Below are 17,391 nucleotides of genomic sequence, written 5' to 3' on the forward strand. Positions count from 1 at the left end.
GGACTGACGCCTTCGCGAGCAAGCCCGCTCCCACACTGGGTCGGCGGCGAACACAAATCCAGTGTGGGAGCGGGCTTGCTCGCGAAGAGGCCAGCAAAATCTATACAAAAACCGCAATCAGTCGACCAACCCGGCATCCACCAACAACGCCTCCAGCGCTAACAAATCCGGCACCTTCGCCACCTGTTCCCCCACCTGCACCGCCGCCTGCTCCAGCGCACACAACGGCACATCCACATAACTCAACTGGTTGTCGAGCTTGCACGAGCGCGGAATCCCCTGCACCAACAGCGCGATGAACTTCAGCTCGGGGCGCCCGCCAAGGGCGTTGAGAATGACAATCCGCGCGCGTTCACCGATGACGACTTTCTGCCCGCAGGCCGACTCGAAACTCAGCAGCGGTATCTGCCGTTCGCGCCATGTCACCAGCCCCAGGTACCACGGCGGTGTGTCGAGATCGAAGGTCCCCGGTTGCTGGTAATCGATCAGCTCGGCCACGGCGACGTTGGGCAGGATCAGGTTGCGGTCGGCCAACGGCAGCAGCAGGCCGGTGAGGTTGCTGGTGCGATGTTCAAGCATGGGTCTTGCTCCAAAAGGCGATGCTTTCGAGCAGCACCGATTCCTGGTACGGCTTGCCCAGGTAGTCGTTGACGCCGATGGCCATGGCGCGGTCGCGGTGTTTCTGCCCGGTGCGGGAGGTGATCATGATGATCGGCAGGTGCTGCAGGCGTTCGTCGTTGCGCACCTGGGTCGCGACCTCGAAGCCGTCCATGCGCGGCATCTCGATGTCCAGCAGCATCAGGTCGGGCATGTGCTCTTCCAGCAGCAGCATGGCATCGACCCCGTCCTTGGCGGTCAGTACGTTCATGCCGTGGCGTTCGAGCAAGCGGCTGGTGACCTTGCGCACGGTGACCGAGTCGTCGACTACCATCACCAGCAACGGCCGATGCGGTTCGACCTCGACCTCCTGCCCCGCGGGATGTTGGGGTACGCGGGCCTGCATGGCGCGAATCGGCGCCAGCAGATCCAGAATCAGCACCACCCGGCCATCGCCGAGAATCGTCGCCCCGGTCACCCCTTGCAGTGCCGCAAATTGCGGCCCCAGGCTCTTGACCACGATCTCGCGAGTGCCGGCCATGGCGTCTACCAGCACCGCGATGTGACGTTCGTTGCATTGCACCAGCAGCACCGGCAATGGCAGGCTCTGGCCCAGCAGTTTCGGGCGCGGGATGGTTTTCAGCAGCTCACCCAGGTAGCACAGCTCGTAACGTTGCCCGGCGTATTCGTAGGTGGGCGAATCGAAACGGAAATAGCCTTCAAGCTCATTGGGCAGGACACGAACGATGCCGTCGATGGTATTGAGCGGGATCGCGTATTGGTCCTCACCGCACTGCACCATCAACGCCCGGTTGACCGATACGGTAAACGGCAGGCGAATGCGGAAATGCACGCCCTGCCCGGGCACCGAGTCGATGCTCATGGTGCCGCCCAGTTGCCGCACCTCTTCATGCACCACGTCCATGCCGACGCCGCGACCGGAGATCTGGGTGATTTTCTCGGCGGTGGAAAACCCCGGTTGCAGGATGAACTGCAACACGTCGTGATCACTGATGACGCTGTCCGGGGCGAGCATGCCGCGCTTGATCGCCTTGCGCCGCACCGCGTCCAGCGGCACACCGGCGCCGTCGTCGCGGATGTCGAAAATGATGTCGCCGCCTTCACGCAGCAGATCGAGGGTGATCTTGCCCTTGGCCGGTTTCCCCGCCGCCAGCCGCGCTTCGACGGACTCCAGGCCGTGGTCGACGGCGTTGCGCAGCATGTGTTCCAGCGGCGCGGCCATGCGTTCAAGCACGTTGCGATCCATCTCGCCTTCGGCGTTTTCGACGATGAAATCCACGTCCTTGCCCAGTTCGCTGGACACCTGGCGGACAATGCGCTGTAACCGCGGGAGCATGCGTTCGAACGGCACCATGCGCGTGCGCATAAGGCCTTCCTGCAACTCGGTGTTGATGCGGCCCTGCTGTTGCAGGAGGTTTTCCGTGTCGTGATTGCGTCGTTCGAGGGTTTCCTTGAGGTCGAGCAAGTCAGAGGCCGATTCGAACAGCGCGCGGGACAGTTGCTGCAATTGCGAGTGGCGGTCCATTTCCAGCGGATCGAACTCTTCATAGCCCAGGCGTTCGGCGTCGACTTGCTGGCGGCTGAGGATCCGCCCCTGGGTTTCGGTATCGAGGCGGCGCAACTGGTCGCGCATGCGCTCGATGGTGGTCTCCATTTCGCTCAGGGCGATGTGCGCATCGTTGACCTGCTGTTCGATCCGGCCACGAAAGATCGATGTTTCACCGGCCAGGTTGACCAGATCGTCGAGCAGCTCCGCCGAGACCTTGACCATGTCGGCGCCGGCATCGGAGGGCGGCGTCAGTGGTTCGGCCTTGGGCGTGGCCGGCGACGCAACCGGCGCGGGCGCTTCGGGCACGGCCGGGTGGCTGAAGTTCTTGATCGCATCGATCAAGCGGTCGGCGGGCGGCATCGGCTCACCGGCGCGGGCCGCGTCGAGCATCTGCGCCAGGCGGTCATGGCTGCGTTGCAACAGCGCGAACAATGGCGCCGTCGGTTGCAGCACGCCGGTGGACAAGCCTTCGTAGAGGAATTCCAGCTCATGGGCCAGGTCGCCAATCGCGGCGATTTCCACCATGCGCGCGCCGCCCTTGAGGGTGTGCAGGTCGCGCAGCAGGGTTTCCACTTCCTGGCGACTTGAAGGCTGGGCCTGCCAGCGCTCCAGCGCCGCACCGGAGCTTTCGATGATGTCGAAGCCTTCCTCGAGGAAGATCTCCAGCAACTCCGGATCATGGGCGGCCGAGTCATTAGTGGCCGCCAGTTCACTGACTTCGGCGGCGCCCGAGTGGCCCTGTCGGTAGGCGCGAATGGCCTCGATCAGCTCAGCGCAATCGCCCAGGGGCTGGTTGTGCTGTAACTGGTCAAGGTACTGCGCCAAGCGGTCATGGCTCTGCTGCAACAGCACCGCCAATGAGTCGCTGTAGGCGTAGCGACGATCCACCAGGCCTTCGTAAAGGCTTTCCAGTTCATGGGCCAGATCACCGACCGGCCCGACCTCGGCCATGCGCGCGCCGCCTTTGAGGGTGTGCAAATCCCGTTGCAGGGACGAAAGCGGCGCGGCGTTGTCCGAGTCGCGCAACCAGCGCTGCAAGGCCTGACCGGCGCTTTCGAGGATATCCACCGCTTCTTCAAGGAAGATCGCGACGATTTCATCGTCCAGTTCGCGCCCCTCTCCTGTAGGAGCGAGCTCGCTCGCGATGGTCTCACCGGCGCCGCGTTTATCCAATGATAACGCGTCATCGTTAACGTCCATCGCGAGCGAGCTCGCTCCTACAGGGGCAGGGGGTAGCGTGTGCTCTAGATCGGCGGTGGCCGCTCCCAGTTCGCGGATGCTCAGGGTGCGGCTGCCATCACTGCGGATCAAGCCCATGGCCGACGGGTCAAGGCTCTCGTCGAGCAACTCGCGCAAGGCCCTGATCCGTTGCGGCTGCGGGCTGACTTCCTGACCGGCGGCCAGTTCGTCGAGCATATTGATCAGCGCTTCGTGGGCGCCCTGAGCCTCATGGAAAAACCGCTCGCTGACCGCCAGGCTGCTTTCTTCCACGGCACCGTAGAGGTCGAGCAACGCCTCGCACAGCTCATCCACCGGGTGCAGGTCGGCCAGGTGGGCGCCTTCGCCGAGGGTGGTCAATTCATCCAGCAGCGCGCTGAGCTCCTGGCGTTCGCCGGGGTGTTGTTGCCAACGCTGCAGCAGGCTCTCGGCGTCCAGCAGGATGTCCATGCCCTGGGCGAGGAAGTTGTTGATCAGTTGCGGATCGCGCTTGACCCGCAACCCGGTGTTCGGTGTGCTCAGCAGGTTTTCCAGGCGCTCGGCCAGCAGCGCTTTGGCACGCTCGGTCAAATCCCGGGCGCCAGGAATTTCCGCCAGCGGCTCGCTCTTGAGCTGGCGCAAACCGAGGCGGAACAGCCCTTCTGCCTCCAGCAGCAATTCCACTTCGTCCAGGTCCAGCGCGATCAGGTGCGCCTTGTATTCCCGGGCCAGTTGATCCAGTGGCGCGGCCAGCTCGGCAATCGGCAAGACACCGGCCATGGAGGCACTGCCCTTGAGGGTGTGCAAGGCCCGCTGCAATTCGTCGCTGGCCTGCAACGGCACGTGCTCGGCAGCCTGATCAAGGAAGCGATTGAGGCTGCCCAAGTGGGTTTGCGCTTCTTTGCGGAAGATCTCCAGCAACAGCGGATCGAGGGCCGCGACATCCTGCGTATCCTCATCGGACACCGGTTCGTCGCCCTTGGCCAAGGCATGGGCGCGGGCGGCCAACTGGTCGACATCGTTGCGCTGGCGCTGGGCATTGGCGGCGTATTCAGCCACCAGCTCCGGCAGCAGTTGCAGCACATCGCCGATCAGTTGCTGCACCGTAGCGCCCGGCTCCACGCTGTTTTCCAGTACGCGGTTGAGCAGGTTTTCCACGGCCCAGGCCAGCTCGCCCAGCACCAGGGCGCGCACCATGCGGCCACTGCCCTTGAGGGTATGAAAGGCGCGGCGCAGTTCGCTCAAGGCCGAGCGGTTGTCAGGGTTGACCGACCAGCGCGGCAAATACTCGCGCAGGATTTCCAGGACTTCGTCGGTCTCTTCAAGGAACACCTCGCGCAGTTCCTCGTCCACCGGCTCTTCGCCCGTGGGTGGCGGCAGCAGGCTGCCCGGGGTGTCCAGGGCAGGCGGGTTCAGGCTCGAAACCGGGCTGGCGAGCACATCGGCCAGGGTCTGGACGATCTGCGGGTCATCCAGCTCCTGCATCATCTGCATGACCTGCGCTTCGCTCGGGTTGAGCACTTCGTCCAGCACGGGCACATGCTGCTCACTGGGGAAAAACCCGAGGTTCGCCAGGCTCTTTTCCGCGACATCGAGCAGGTTTTCACCCTGCGCCTGCGGGTCATCGCCGAGGCGCTCGAGGTAGTACTCGATGCTGGTGATCACGTCGGCCAGGCTGTCCAGCTCCTGCCAGCCCGGCTGACCCGGCTCGAGCAACAGGTGCTCGCGAATGAAGTGATTGCAGGTTTCGACCAGGCTCGCCGCCCGGCTCAACGGAATCATCGCCAACGCGCCGCGCACCTGGGTCAGCAAGGCCGGCAGCGCCTGCAAATGCTGGCGGTCCCAATCGGCGTCGATGTAGTCGACGATCATGTCCTTGGCCTGCTGCAAACAGATGCGGGCCTCCTTGATCACGATCTGATGGATCTGCGTCAGGTCGGTGGTCGGCAGGCGGTTGTCGTCCTGACTCTCCGGCTCCACGGTGCCGACCATGCCGGCCAGCGTCGCTTCGACGTACAACAGGGCCCCGGCAACGTCCATGAGGATCGCATCGTTGGGTTCGCGCTGGCCCTGGGCCAGGCTGAGCACCACTGCCAATTGATCGATGATCACCTTGCGCGGCTGGCCGAAGCCCAGGACCGCCAGGGTATCGGCAATTTGCCGCAGTGGTGCCAGCAGGCTGTCGAGGTCGGCGGTGTGCTGGCGGTCACTGCGCACGAACAGATCCAGGCGCTCCTTGACCCGCACCAGCTCTTCGCAGAGCGCTGCCAGCACCGAGCGCATGGCGTCACGGTCGGGACCGGCCAGCCGCGCGCGTTCTTCATCGACCATCGCGCTGTCGGGCAGTGCGTCGTCCAGTGAGTAGCGTTCTTTCATGGTCAGCATCTGCCCGGTGGGATGTTCGGCTTTGGCAATGTAGAACAGCAAACTCTTGAGCAGCTCCGGTGGCGCCGGTTGGTTGATGCCGCGCATGCCTTCTTCGAGCAGGCGCTTGAGCTCCTTGTCGGCATCCTTGAACAGGCTGCGCAAGGCCGGGCTGTTGGCAATCGCACCGCTCTGCATGCCTTCGACCAGCGCCGAGGCCACCTGCCATAGCGGGCTCAGGGGGGCATTGGCGCACAGTGCTTCGAGGCGGGCGAAGACCTTGGCCAGGTAATCGAGGTTGGTTTCGTTGTCCTGCTCACGCAGGAACCCGACCAACGCCATTTGCAGCATCTGCCGCAGCTTGCGCAGCACATTGGGCAATTCGGCCGGCTCAAGCTGCGCCAGCGTTTCTGCGTCCAGCGCAGGCAACTCGGGCAATTGCGGGCTGAACAGGCTGGTTTCCGACAGCAGGCTTTCGCCACGGGCGCTGCGCAGGTCGTTGATCAGTGGCAACACCACCAGTGGCAAGTCGCGGCGCGCACCTTGCACCCGGTCCAGGTAGATCGGCAACTGCCCGAGGGCCTGCATCAACAGGTGCAACGCCTCGTCGCGATGACTGACACGGTTGCCCTGCAAGGCCATGGCCAGCTGTTCCATTTCTTCGGCGAGCAATGCCGCACCGTAGAATTCGACCATCTGCAAACTGCCGTGGACCTGATGGATGCACGCAAGGCATTCATCCAGCGCGTGCGTCGCCTGCGGGTCATCGAGCAGGTTTTCAATCGCGTGATGAGCCTGTTTCAGCGTTTCGGCAATCTCGCCCTTGACCCACTCGAGGGCCACATAGTCGTGCCGATCACCCATAACCACTCCAATCACAATTCAGATACCCATGGGCGGTTCAAGCTTTGTCCACAACCTGCGCCTTGGCTTCCGGCAAGGTGAAACCGGACACCGAACGACGCAACTGACTGGCCATTTTAGCCAGGTTGCCGATGCTGTCGGCCGTGGCGGTGGAACCCGACGACGTCTGCGAGGTGATCTGCTGGATCACGTTCATCGTCAGGGAAATCTGGCCGGCCGACGACGTCTGCTGCTGCGCGGCGTTGGAGATGCTCTGGATCAGCGCCGCAAGCGTCTTCGACACACCCTCGATTTCTTCCAGGGCCACACCGGCATCCTGCGCCAGACGGGCGCCGCGCACCACTTCAGTCGTCGTCTGCTCCATGGAGATGACCGCTTCGTTGGTGTCGGTCTGGATCGCCCGCACCAGGGTCTCGATCTGCCGGGTGGCGGCGGACGAGCGCTCGGCCAGCCGCTGCACTTCATCGGCCACCACGGCGAAACCGCGACCGGCGTCGCCGGCCATGGACGCCTGGATAGCCGCGTTGAGGGCGAGGATGTTGGTCTGGTCGGCAATGTCATCGATCAGGCTGACAATGTCGCCGATTTCCTGGGACGACTCGCCAAGGCGCTTGATCCGTTTGGCGGTGTCCTGAATCTGCTCGCGAATGTTGTCCATGCCGTGGATGGTGTTGTGCACCACCTCGTTGCCCTTGTTGGCGATTTCCACCGAGCGCTCGGCAACCGCCGAAGATTCAGCGGCGTTGGCCGACACCTGGTCGATGGACTCGGCCATGTCGTTGATCGCCATCGAGGCCTCGGAAATCTGCTGGGCCTGATGTTCCGAGGCCTGGGCCAGGTGCATGGCGGTGGCCTGGGTTTCCTGCACGGCGGCGGCGACCTGGCCGGCGGTGAGGTTGATGGTCGCGACCAGATCGCGCAACTGGTCGACGGAGTAATTGATCGAGTCGGCAATGGTGCCGGTAAAGTCTTCCGTCACCGAGGCCGTCACCGTGAGGTCGCCGTCGGCCAGGTCTTCGATCTCGTCGAGCAAACGCATGATCGCGTTCTGGTTACGCTCGTTTTTCTCGGCGGTTTCGCGCAACTGGCGATTGGTTTCGCGCACCATCACCAGGCCGATCAGGATGATCGAAGCCAGCGCCAGCAAGCCCAGCACATAACCGCCTATGGTGTCGGTGGTGCGCCCGCCGACCATGTTTTCAAAACCGCTGGCCAGGTGTGAGGCTTCGTCGAGCAGGGTTTGCGACAGACTGAAAATGTTCGAGGCCGATTCACGGACCTTGAACAGCTCAGGCGAGGTTTCGAGGATCTCGTCCACCGAGCCCGAGACGAACTCGAACAGCTCGGCGATTTCCGCCAGTCGCGCACGGGCGTCGTGGTCTTCGACCTGGCTGACCTTGAGCGCCGGGTCGCCCTGGAGCATGCCGTTGAGCACCTTGCCGAACTGCGTCGCGTCACGCCCGAACGCATCGGCGGCTTGCTGTGAGTTTTCGTCGCCGGCCAATACCGTATTGACCGCACCGAGGATCCGCTCGGCCAGCAGCGATTGGCGCTGGGCCATGGCCACCTGGGCTGCCGGGGCGCCCCGTTGCAGGAGGATCTCGACGACCTTTTCGTACTCGACCTGCAATTGCGGCACGGTTTCGGCCAGCGTCGCCGCGACCTGATGCAGAGACAGTACGGTTTGCTCGCTGGAGAGAATCGCGTCGGTGTTTTTCAGCAGGCGTTCCCAGTCCTGTTGCACCGCACGCATCTCTGGACGCACGGTGGCGGGGGCCGGTGGCAGGCTGGTGGCCGGGTCGCCTTTCTTCAGATAGCCCCAGCGCCGGGCAAAATCGTTGCGCGCATCGCTGAGCAACTTGAACGCGGCAGCCTTGCCGGCGGCCGCTTCGGTGGCGTTCTTGGCGATACGCTGGGACAACACGCGCAGTTCGCCGGCGTGGCCGATGTACTGTTTGTCGTAGGTAGCCTGGGTGTTGAGGTACGCGAAGTTGGCGAACAGCAGCATGATGAAGACGATCAGCGCGATGAACAGCACGATGATCTGCGATCGGCTGCGCGACCCTTCCATTGGCTTGCCTGCTTTTGTTTTTGTCATCGGTCCTCGCCTGTTAACCAACACCCTGTAATGCCCGCCGAAGAAACTGTGGGAGCGGGCTTGCTCGCGAAAGCGGTAGATCAGCCAAAATCAATGTTGAATGGACTGCCGCCTTCGTCGGAACGCCGCCCGGAGCAAGCCCGCTCCCACAGGGTTTCCGTTGTACCGGCTACACCGCGACGTTCATGAACCCCTGAGACCTCGTCAACGCAAACGGGCTGAACACCTGCCAGCACTGCCCGCGCTGAAACCGGCCTTTGACGAATGCCGCCACCGGCCCCTTCAACGCGTCTGCTGGGACCGGCTCCAGGCTGTCCCGGGCAAAGTGCTGGAGGCCGAAGACTTCATCGACCAGCAACCCGGCAAACACCTCATCGTGGTCCACCACCAACACCCGGCGCTGGCGGCGCACCGCCGAAAGTTCGTGCCCGAAGAAACCGCTCAGATCCATGACCGGCAGCAATCGCCCGCGCAGGTTGGCGACACCCTTGACCCAGGATTTGACCCCCGGCAGCTGAGTGAGTCGCGGCTCATGCAAGACTTCGCTGACTTCACTCATGGGCGCGACATACCAGTGCTCGCCCAGGCGAAAACCGATACCGCTCCAGCTGTCCCGACGGGTCGGCTGGGACGGCAAGTCCGCCGCCAGCAAACGACAGCGCTGGTCGATCTGCAGCAGCAGTTCGAAAGCCGTCAGCGACTCGTTCATGGCCTGACGATCAACCGGCCAGCACGTTGTTCAGGGTCTTGATCAGGGTCTCTTCATCGACCGGCTTGGTCAGGTAGTCCTTGGCGCCCTGGCGCGTCCCCCAGACCTTGTCGGTGTCCTGGTCCTTGGTGGTGATGATGATCACCGGGATGTGTCCGGTTTCCGGGTCCTTGGTCAACTGGCGTGTTGCCTGGAAGCCATTGAGGCCGGGCATGACGATGTCCATCAGGACGGCGTCGGGCTTTTCCTGGCGGGCCAGGGCCACGCCATCGGCGCCGTTTTCGGCTTTCAACACTTCATGACCGTGCTTTTCCAGCATGCCGGTCAGTTTGTACATTTCGGTCGGCGAATCATCGACGATCAGAATACGTGCCATGGTCTTCCCCATTCTTGTCGACGCAGGGCCCGGTGGCCGAGCGTCACTGTGCGTGTCCTACTGCGGCAAAACGGCGGCGAAACCAGGTACATGGGCCTGGATCGCATCGAGCAATTCTTCCTTGCTGAAAGGCTTGGTCAAAAACTGGTCGGAACCGACGATGCGCCCCTTGGCCTTATCGAACAGGCCATCCTTGGATGACAGCATAATCACCGGGGTGGACTTGAACGCACTGTTGTTTTTGATCAGGGCGCAGGTCTGATAGCCATCCAGGCGCGGCATCATGATGTCGACAAAGATGATGCCGGGGTGGTTATCGGCAATCTTGGCCAGGGCATCGAAGCCGTCGATGGCCGTGATGACCTCACAACCCACGTTCTTGAGCAGCGTTTCGGCGGTACGACGGATCGTCTTCGAATCGTCGATCACCATGACCTTCAAGGCGCTGGGGTGCTGTTCCATAAGATGCTCTGCGTCGCCTTTACGAATCAAATTGTCCGTTTGCGGGTAATTGGCGGCTCGAAACCCTTGATACTCAAGGGCCAGCACGGCATGGCAGCCTTTTTAGCACAGTCTCCAGAACCAATCTATCGGCCGACCGGGGCGATGGTTTTTCCTTGACCGCAAACACACTCAGCGCCACTCTGACGCCACTTTTATACGGGTCATTTGTAGGAGCGAGCTTGCTCGCGATGATCGTCAACGATGACGCGCAAAGCCTGACACCCCGTGGGGTTCTCAGGTTTATCGCGAGCAAGCTCGCTCCTACAGAGATCAACATAGCCCCCAAATTTCGAGGAAAACCCAATGAGCGTTCGCGTCGGGATTGTCATGGACCCTATCGCCAGCATTTCCTATAAAAAGGATAGCTCGCTGGCCATGCTGCTGGCCGCGCAGAAGCGTGGCTGGGAGCTGTTCTATATGGAACAGCGCGACCTGTATCAGGGCGAAGGTGAGGCCCGGGCGCGGATGCGTCCGCTGCAGGTGTTCGCCAACCCGGAAAAATGGTTCGAACTGGGAGCCGAAAGCGACGCACTGCTGAGCGATCTGGACGTGATCCTGATGCGCAAGGATCCGCCGTTCGACATGGAGTTCGTCTACTCCACCTACTTGCTGGAACAGGCCGAGCGCGCCGGCGTGCTGGTGGTCAACAAGCCGCAGAGCCTGCGCGACTGCAACGAAAAGCTGTTCGCCACGCTGTTCCCGCAATGCACGCCGCCGACCGTGGTCAGCCGCCGCGCCGACGTGTTGCGTGAATTCGCCGCCAAACACGGCGATGTGATCCTCAAGCCGCTGGACGGCATGGGCGGCACGTCGATCTTCCGTCATCGCGCGGGCGACCCGAACCTGTCGGTGATCCTCGAAACCCTCACGGCCCTCGGCGCCCAGCAGATCATGGGCCAGGCCTACCTGCCGGCCATCAAGGACGGCGACAAGCGCATCCTGATGATCGACGGCGAGCCTGTGGATTATTGCTTGGCCCGGATTCCGGCCCAGGGTGAAACCCGTGGCAACCTCGCCGCCGGCGGCCGTGGCGAAGCCCGTCCCCTGACCGACAAGGATCGCTGGATCGCCGCACAAGTCGGCCCGACCCTGCGTGAAAAAGGCCTGTTGTTCGTTGGCCTGGACGTGATCGGCGAGCACCTGACCGAGATCAACGTCACCAGCCCGACCTGCATCCGCGAAATCGACAATGCCTTTGGCACCGATATCGGCGGCCTGCTGATGGAGGCCATAGAAAAGCAGCTACAAGCGGCAAGCCTCAAGCGGCAAGCTTGAAGCACGCGCACTTGCTTTTCGCTTGAAGCTTGAAGCTTGAAGCTTGAAGCTTGAAGCTTGAAGCTGATCCTCTTACAGCTTGTCGCTTGCAGCTTGAAGCTTGAAGCTTGAAGCTAAAAACCAACATTGCGTTATCATGCCGGGCCCGTAAAAACGCGATGTTGGTTTTTTTGCCATGACCCTCCCGTCCGATCTGCCTGCCGAACTCGCCCACCGTGGCGTGCGCCCGGCCGATCGCCTCGGTTTTACCCTGTTCCTGGCGGCGCTGATCCACCTGGCCTTGCTGCTGGGTGTCGGGTTTGCCGTGGTCGAGCCCAAGCAGATCAGCAAAACCCTGGAAATCACTCTCGCCACCTTCAAAAGCGAAAAGAAGCCTGAAAAGGCCGATTTCCTGGCGCAAGAGAACCAGCAAGGCAGCGGCACCCTGGATAAAAAGGCGATTCCCAAGACCACCGAGGTCGCGCCCTTCCAGGACAACAAGGTACAGAAAGTCACGCCTCCGCCGGCCGCCAAGCCTGAAGTGCAGGAAGCCCCGCCGAAAGCTGCCGTGACCACAGTGGCGCCGAAGCCGAAAAAAGCTCCCGCCAAGACCGAGGAGCCCAAGACCGAGGTCAAACCCCAGGTCCAGGCGCCGACGTTCGACAGTGAGCGGCTGTCCAGCGACATCGCCAATCTCGAAGCGGAACTGGCCGCCGAACAACAACTGTACGCCAAGCGCCCGCGCATCCACCGCTTGAGCGCGGCCTCGACCATGCGCGACAAGGGCGCCTGGTACAAGGACGAATGGCGCAAGAAAGTCGAGCGCATCGGCAACCTCAATTACCCCGACGAAGCACGGCGCAAACAGATCTACGGCAATTTGCGCCTGATGGTGTCGATCAACCGTGACGGTTCGCTGTATGAGGTGCTGGTGCTGGAATCCTCAGGCCAGCCGCTGCTGGACCAGGCGGCGCAACGGATCGTCCGGCTGGCGGCGCCGTTCGCACCCTTTACCGGGGATCTGTCGGATGTTGACCGACTGGAGATCATCCGGACCTGGAAGTTTGCCCGCGGCGATCGACTTTCCAGCAATTAAAAAATCGCAGCCTTCGGCAGCTCCTACAGATGTACACATTCACCCTGTAGGAGCTGCCGAAGGCTGCGATCTTTTGGCGCTCTCAAGCTTGTCAGTTCGCCCCTCGAACGCCACACTAGCGCACATGAAAAACGTCAGCCCCAGCTACCTCAAGCATCAATTCCTGATCGCCATGCCGCACATGGCCGACCCGAACTTTGCGCACACCTTGACCTACATCGTCGAGCACACGGCCAATGGTGCCATGGGGCTGGTGGTCAACCGTCCGCAAGAGCTGAACCTGGCCGATATCCTTGAGCAATTACGCCCGGAAATCGAACCGCCAGCGCTCTGCCAGCATGTGCCGATCTTCATCGGCGGCCCGGTGCAAACCGATCGCGGCTTCGTCCTTCACCCCAAGGGGCAGAGTTTCCAGGCGACCGTTGATCTGGAAGATGAGTTGTCCCTGTCGACGTCCCAGGACGTCCTGTTCGCCATCGCTGACGGCGTCGGCCCGGCAAAAAGCCTGATCGCCCTCGGTTATGCCGGCTGGGAAGCCGGGCAACTGGAGGCCGAACTGGCGCAGAACGCCTGGCTGAACTGCCCGTTTGACGCCGACATCCTGTTCAACACCAGCAGCGAACTTCGCCTGGAAGCGGCCGCCAGACACCTGGGTGTCAACCTCAGCCTGCTGACCAGCCAGGCGGGGCACGCCTGATGGCCCTGAAGCTGATTCTGGGTTTTGACTACGGCACCAAACAGATCGGCGTTGCGGTCGGCCAGGTGATTACCGGCCAGGCCCGTGAGCTGTGCACCCTAAAAGCGCAGAACGGCATTCCTGACTGGAACCAGGTCGAAGCCCTCATCAAAGAGTGGAAACCCGATGCCGTGGTGGTCGGCCTGCCGCTGAATATGGACGGCACGCCCAGCGACATGTGCGCCCGCGCGGAAAAGTTCGCCCGGCGCCTGAACGGCCGCTTCAACCTGCCCTTCTATACCCACGATGAACGCCTGACCACCTTCGAGGCCAAGGGCGAACGCCTGGCTCGTGGCGGCCAGAAAGGCAGTTACCGCGACAACCCGGTCGACGCCATCGCCGCCGCCCTGCTGCTGCAAGGCTGGCTCGACGAAAATGGCGCACTGTTCGAATCCTGAAGAGCCGCGATGCGTCTCTCTTAGCTACAACCCGAGCCACCTCGCGTGAAACCCGGCTCGGGCCCAAGAAGGAGCAACCATGAGCCTGCCCAATCCCGCCGAACTGATCAGCCAGATGGCCACGCGCCTGAAGGCCCACCTGGAACACCGTGGCATCAGCGACCCGCGCTTCATCGGCATTCGTACCGGCGGCGTCTGGGTGGCCCAGGCCCTGCTCAAGGAATTGGGCAGTAATGAGCCCCTCGGCACCCTCGACGTGTCCTTCTACCGCGACGACTTCAGCCAGAACGGCCTGCACCCGCAGGTTCGCCCTTCGGCGCTGCCGTTCGAGATCGAAGGCCAGCACCTGGTGCTGATCGACGACGTGCTGATGAGCGGCCGGACCATCCGAGCCGCCATGAACGAACTGTTCGACTACGGCCGCCCGGCCAGTGTGACGCTGGTGTGCCTGCTGGACCTGGACGCCGGCGAACTGCCGATCCGCCCGAACGTGGTGGGCGCGACCCTGTCGCTGGCCGCCCACGAACGGGTGAAGCTGTCCGGCCCGGAACTCGCGCTCGAACTGCAAGACCTCGCCCTTTAATTCGCCCTATTGAGAGTCCCCCTTGCGATGACGCCTCTAGACACCAAGCGCCCGCTGCAGCTCAATGATCAGGGCCAGCTGCGCCACTTCCTCTCGCTCGACGGTTTGCGCCGTGAGCTGTTGACGGAAATCCTCGACACCGCCGACTCCTTCCTCGAAGTCGGCGCCCGGGCCGTGAAGAAAGTCCCGTTGCTGCGCGGCAAGACCGTGTGCAACGTGTTCTTCGAGAACTCGACCCGCACGCGCACCACCTTCGAACTGGCGGCCCAGCGGCTCTCGGCGGACGTGATCACCCTCAACGTGTCCACGTCGTCGGCGAGCAAGGGCGAGACCCTGCTCGACACCCTGCGCAATCTGGAAGCCATGGCCGCCGACATGTTCGTCGTGCGCCACGGCGACTCCGGCGCCGCGCACTTCATCGCCGAACATGTCTGCCCGCAAGTGGCGATCATCAACGGTGGTGACGGCCGGCACGCGCACCCGACCCAGGGCATGCTCGACATGCTGACCATTCGCCGGCACAAGGGCGGTTTCGAAAACCTTTCGGTGGCCATCGTCGGCGACATCCTGCACTCGCGGGTCGCGCGCTCGAACATGCTGGCCCTGAAAACCCTCGGCTGCCCGGACATTCGCGTGATCGCACCGAAGACCCTGCTGCCGATCGGCATCGAGCAATACGGCGTGAAGGTCTACACCGACATGACCGAAGGCCTGAAAGACGTCGACGTGGTGATCATGTTGCGTCTGCAGCGTGAACGCATGACCGGCGGCCTGCTGCCGAGCGAGGGCGAGTTCTACCGCCTGTTCGGCCTGACCACCGCGCGCCTGGCCGGCGCCAAACCCGATGCCATCGTGATGCACCCGGGGCCGATCAACCGCGGCGTGGAAATCGAGTCGGCTGTGGCCGACGGCCCGCACTCGGTGATCCTCAACCAGGTGACCTACGGGATCGCCATTCGTATGGCCGTGCTGTCCATGGCCATGAGCGGGCAGACTGCGCAGCGTCAATTCGAGCAGGGCCAATTCGAACAGGAGAACGCACAGTGAAGCTCAGCATTCTCGGCGCCCGCGTGATCGATCCGGCCAGCGGCCTGGATCAAGTGACCGATATCCACATTGAAGCCTGCAAAGTCGTCGCCCTTGGCGCGGCGCCCGCCGGTTTTGTCGCCGTCGACACGATCGACGCCAAAGGCATGGTGGCCGCTCCCGGCCTGGTCGACCTCAACGTTGCCCTGCGCGAGCCGGGTTACAGCCGCAAAGGCTCGATTGTCAGCGAAACCCGCGCGGCGGCGGCTGGCGGCGTGACCAGCCTGTGTTGCCCGCCGAAGACCAAACCGGTGCTGGACACCTCGGCGGTGGCCGAACTGATCCTCGACCGCGCCCGTGAGGCCGGCAACACCAAAGTCTTCCCGATTGGCGCCCTGAGCAAAGGCCTGGACGGTGAACAGCTGGCCGAGCTGGTTGCCTTGCGCGACGCCGGTTGCGTGGCCTTCGGCAACGGTCTGGAGAGCTTCCGCAACACCCGCACCCTGTGCCGGGCACTGGACTACGCGGCAACGTTCGACCTGACGGTGATTTTCAACTCCCAGGATTACGACCTGGCCGAAGGTGGCCTGGCTCACGAAGGCCCGACCGCCAGCTTCCTTGGTTTGCCAGGCATCCCGGAAAGCGCCGAGACCGTCGCCCTGGCCCGGGACCTGCTGCTGGTTGAACAGACCGGCGTGCGTGCGCACTTCAGCCAGCTCACCAGTGCCCGCGGTGTGGAACTGATCGCCCAGGCCCAGGCCCGAGGCCTGAAGGTGACCGCGGATGTCGCCCTGTATCAGCTGATCCTGACCGACGAAGCCCTGATCGACTTCAGCAGCCTGTATCACGTCCAGCCGCCGCTACGCACCCGCGCCGACCGCGATGGCCTGCGCGCAGCAGTGAAATCCGGCGTGATCTCGGCCATCTCCAGTCATCACCAACCCCATGAGCGTGACGCCAAGCTGGCACCGTTCGGCGCGACCGAGCCGGGCATCAGCAGCGTTGAACTGCTGCTGCCACTGGCGATGACCCTGGTCGAAGACGGCCTGCTGGACCTGCCGACGTTGCTGAAACGCCTGAGCGCCGGCCCTGCCGAGGCCTTGCGCCTGCCGGCAGGCAAACTGGCGGTGGGTGGCGCGGCGGACATCGTGCTGTTCGACCCGGCGGCCTCGACCGTCGCGGGCGAAACCTGGTTGTCGAAGGGCGAGAACTGCCCGTTCATTGGCCACAGCCTGCCGGGTGTGGTGCGTTACACCCTGGTGGATGGGCGGATCAGCCACCAGGCTTGAAAACAAAAGATCGCAGCCTGCGGCAGCTCCTACAGAGAAATGCATATTCCTGTGTAGGAGCTGCCGCAGGCTGCGATCTTTTGCTCTTCGCTTATCGTCTCTGCGCGTTACGCACGGAAACCTGGTCATTCAACGTCCAGAAGTCATACAGCACGCCAATAAAGAACAGCCCACCCGTCAGCAGGTACAGCAGCCCGCTGATCCATTTCCCCTGATACATCCGGTGCACGCCGAACACCCCGAGAAACGTCAGCAGAATCCACGCCACGTTGTATTCGATGGGGCCGGCGGTAAACCGCAGGTCAGCCTCGCGATCCATCGCCGGGATCAGGAACAGATCGATCAGCCAACCGATGCCCAGCAAACCAAAGGTGAAGAACCAGATCGTCCCGGTCACCGGCTTGCCGTAATAGAAGCGGTGAGCGCCGGTAAATCCGAAAATCCACAGCAAATAACCGATCACTTTGCTGTGGGTGTCTTGCTGCGGAAAAGTCTGTTGATAGGGGTTCATGAATGACCTCGATTCACGCGATAGATAAATATTCTTTAATTCTTTGTGACTTTTTTACAGGCACCCGACGTATGGCAAATGCTACCTTCACTCCCGTCAAAGCCTTGTAACACCGGACTTCTGTCCGACAATTGCGCCATTTTGCCGCTTTTTTGCCACCATTGTCCCCCAGGTTGAATCGACCAACGGCCTCGGAAGCGGCAAAAAAGCTGTTATAAA

14 protein-coding genes are annotated in these 17,391 nt (G+C 62.5%); 7 read left to right on the forward strand and 7 right to left on the reverse strand.

The annotated features are described in order from the left end of the window. Positions 1-117 precede the first annotated feature (117 nt). The 6 genes from ACEN83_RS28520 to pilG form a co-directional block, all read right to left on the reverse strand. Positions 118-579 carry a chemotaxis protein CheW gene (locus tag ACEN83_RS28520; RefSeq protein ID WP_495578980.1) on the reverse strand — a complete coding sequence of 154 codons (462 nt, stop codon included), beginning with the start codon at positions 577-579 and terminating at the stop codon, positions 118-120. Then, positions 572-6,592, reverse strand: a complete 6,021-nt coding sequence (locus ACEN83_RS28525) for an Hpt domain-containing protein (RefSeq protein ID WP_495578981.1) — start codon at positions 6,590-6,592, stop codon at positions 572-574. The genes ACEN83_RS28520 and ACEN83_RS28525 overlap by 8 nt, the downstream gene beginning before the upstream one ends. 37 nt (positions 6,593-6,629) lie before the next feature. Further along, on the reverse strand, positions 6,630-8,690 hold the full coding sequence (locus tag ACEN83_RS28530) for a methyl-accepting chemotaxis protein (RefSeq protein WP_218481174.1): 2,061 nt from the start codon (positions 8,688-8,690) through the stop codon (positions 6,630-6,632). Between the two features lie 169 nt (positions 8,691-8,859). After that, positions 8,860-9,399 (reverse strand): chemotaxis protein CheW, encoded by a 540-nt coding sequence (locus tag ACEN83_RS28535; protein ID WP_116579625.1) that lies wholly within the window; start codon positions 9,397-9,399, stop codon positions 8,860-8,862. Between the two features lie 10 nt (positions 9,400-9,409). Beyond that, positions 9,410-9,775 (reverse strand): twitching motility response regulator PilH, encoded by a 366-nt coding sequence (gene pilH / locus ACEN83_RS28540; RefSeq protein WP_007975417.1) that lies wholly within the window; start codon positions 9,773-9,775, stop codon positions 9,410-9,412. A gap of 57 nt (positions 9,776-9,832) precedes the next feature. Continuing rightward, complete coding sequence (pilG, locus tag ACEN83_RS28545) at positions 9,833-10,237, reverse strand: twitching motility response regulator PilG (RefSeq protein ID WP_007987791.1); 405 nt, start codon at positions 10,235-10,237, stop codon at positions 9,833-9,835. A 345-nt stretch (positions 10,238-10,582) separates the two neighbouring features. Here pilG and gshB point away from each other — a divergent pair, with 345 nt between their 5' ends. The 7 genes from gshB to ACEN83_RS28580 all read left to right on the forward strand — a co-directional run bounded on the left by gshB (position 10,583) and on the right by ACEN83_RS28580 (position 16,661). Continuing rightward, positions 10,583-11,554, forward strand: coding sequence for a glutathione synthase (gene gshB, locus ACEN83_RS28550; protein ID WP_495578982.1), 972 nt, complete (start codon positions 10,583-10,585; stop codon positions 11,552-11,554). Positions 11,555-11,729: 175 nt separating this feature from the next. Next, positions 11,730-12,629 (forward strand): energy transducer TonB, encoded by a 900-nt coding sequence (locus ACEN83_RS28555; RefSeq protein ID WP_495578983.1) that lies wholly within the window; start codon positions 11,730-11,732, stop codon positions 12,627-12,629. A 124-nt stretch (positions 12,630-12,753) separates the two neighbouring features. Next, positions 12,754-13,326, forward strand: a complete 573-nt coding sequence (locus ACEN83_RS28560) for a YqgE/AlgH family protein (protein ID WP_015097200.1) — start codon at positions 12,754-12,756, stop codon at positions 13,324-13,326. Next, the gene (gene ruvX, locus ACEN83_RS28565) at positions 13,326-13,763 is read left to right on the forward strand and encodes a Holliday junction resolvase RuvX (protein ID WP_007975412.1); all 438 of its coding nucleotides are present in this window, start codon (positions 13,326-13,328) and stop codon (positions 13,761-13,763) included. The genes ACEN83_RS28560 and ruvX overlap by 1 nt, the downstream gene beginning before the upstream one ends. 79 nt (positions 13,764-13,842) lie before the next feature. Continuing rightward, positions 13,843-14,346, forward strand: coding sequence for a bifunctional pyr operon transcriptional regulator/uracil phosphoribosyltransferase PyrR (gene pyrR, locus ACEN83_RS28570; protein WP_015097201.1), 504 nt, complete (start codon positions 13,843-13,845; stop codon positions 14,344-14,346). 27 nt (positions 14,347-14,373) lie between these two features. Further along, positions 14,374-15,393, forward strand: a complete 1,020-nt coding sequence (locus tag ACEN83_RS28575; RefSeq protein ID WP_104450136.1) for an aspartate carbamoyltransferase catalytic subunit — start codon at positions 14,374-14,376, stop codon at positions 15,391-15,393. Next, on the forward strand, positions 15,390-16,661 hold the full coding sequence (locus ACEN83_RS28580; protein ID WP_495578984.1) for a dihydroorotase: 1,272 nt from the start codon (positions 15,390-15,392) through the stop codon (positions 16,659-16,661). The genes ACEN83_RS28575 and ACEN83_RS28580 overlap by 4 nt, the downstream gene beginning before the upstream one ends. 91 nt (positions 16,662-16,752) lie before the next feature. Here ACEN83_RS28580 and ACEN83_RS28585 read toward each other — a convergent pair whose 3' ends face one another. Then, positions 16,753-17,172 (reverse strand): NINE protein, encoded by a 420-nt coding sequence (locus ACEN83_RS28585; RefSeq protein ID WP_007975407.1) that lies wholly within the window; start codon positions 17,170-17,172, stop codon positions 16,753-16,755. Positions 17,173-17,391 lie beyond the last annotated feature (219 nt).

This window comes from Pseudomonas sp. Pseusp49, assembly GCF_059491875.1.

Bases quoted from the DNA above. Each gene is read 5' to 3' on its own strand.
- ACEN83_RS28525 (WP_495578981.1), bottom strand. From the start codon at position 6,592: ATGGGTGATCGGCACGACTATGTGGCCCTCGAGTGGGTCAAGGGCGAG.
- ruvX (WP_007975412.1), top strand. From the start codon at position 13,326: ATGGCCCTGAAGCTGATTCTGGGTTTTGACTACGGCACCAAACAGATC.
- ACEN83_RS28575 (WP_104450136.1), top strand. From the start codon at position 14,374: ATGACGCCTCTAGACACCAAGCGCCCGCTGCAGCTCAATGATCAGGGC.
- pilG (WP_007987791.1), bottom strand. From the start codon at position 10,237: ATGGAACAGCACCCCAGCGCCTTGAAGGTCATGGTGATCGACGATTCG.
- ACEN83_RS28535 (WP_116579625.1), bottom strand. From the start codon at position 9,399: ATGAACGAGTCGCTGACGGCTTTCGAACTGCTGCTGCAGATCGACCAG.
- ACEN83_RS28585 (WP_007975407.1), bottom strand. From the start codon at position 17,172: ATGAACCCCTATCAACAGACTTTTCCGCAGCAAGACACCCACAGCAAA.
- ACEN83_RS28530 (WP_218481174.1), bottom strand. From the start codon at position 8,690: ATGACAAAAACAAAAGCAGGCAAGCCAATGGAAGGGTCGCGCAGCCGA.
- ACEN83_RS28520 (WP_495578980.1), bottom strand. From the start codon at position 579: ATGCTTGAACATCGCACCAGCAACCTCACCGGCCTGCTGCTGCCGTTG.
- ACEN83_RS28560 (WP_015097200.1), top strand. From the start codon at position 12,754: ATGAAAAACGTCAGCCCCAGCTACCTCAAGCATCAATTCCTGATCGCC.
- gshB (WP_495578982.1), top strand. From the start codon at position 10,583: ATGAGCGTTCGCGTCGGGATTGTCATGGACCCTATCGCCAGCATTTCC.
- ACEN83_RS28555 (WP_495578983.1), top strand. From the start codon at position 11,730: ATGACCCTCCCGTCCGATCTGCCTGCCGAACTCGCCCACCGTGGCGTG.
- pyrR (WP_015097201.1), top strand. From the start codon at position 13,843: ATGAGCCTGCCCAATCCCGCCGAACTGATCAGCCAGATGGCCACGCGC.
- pilH (WP_007975417.1), bottom strand. From the start codon at position 9,775: ATGGCACGTATTCTGATCGTCGATGATTCGCCGACCGAAATGTACAAA.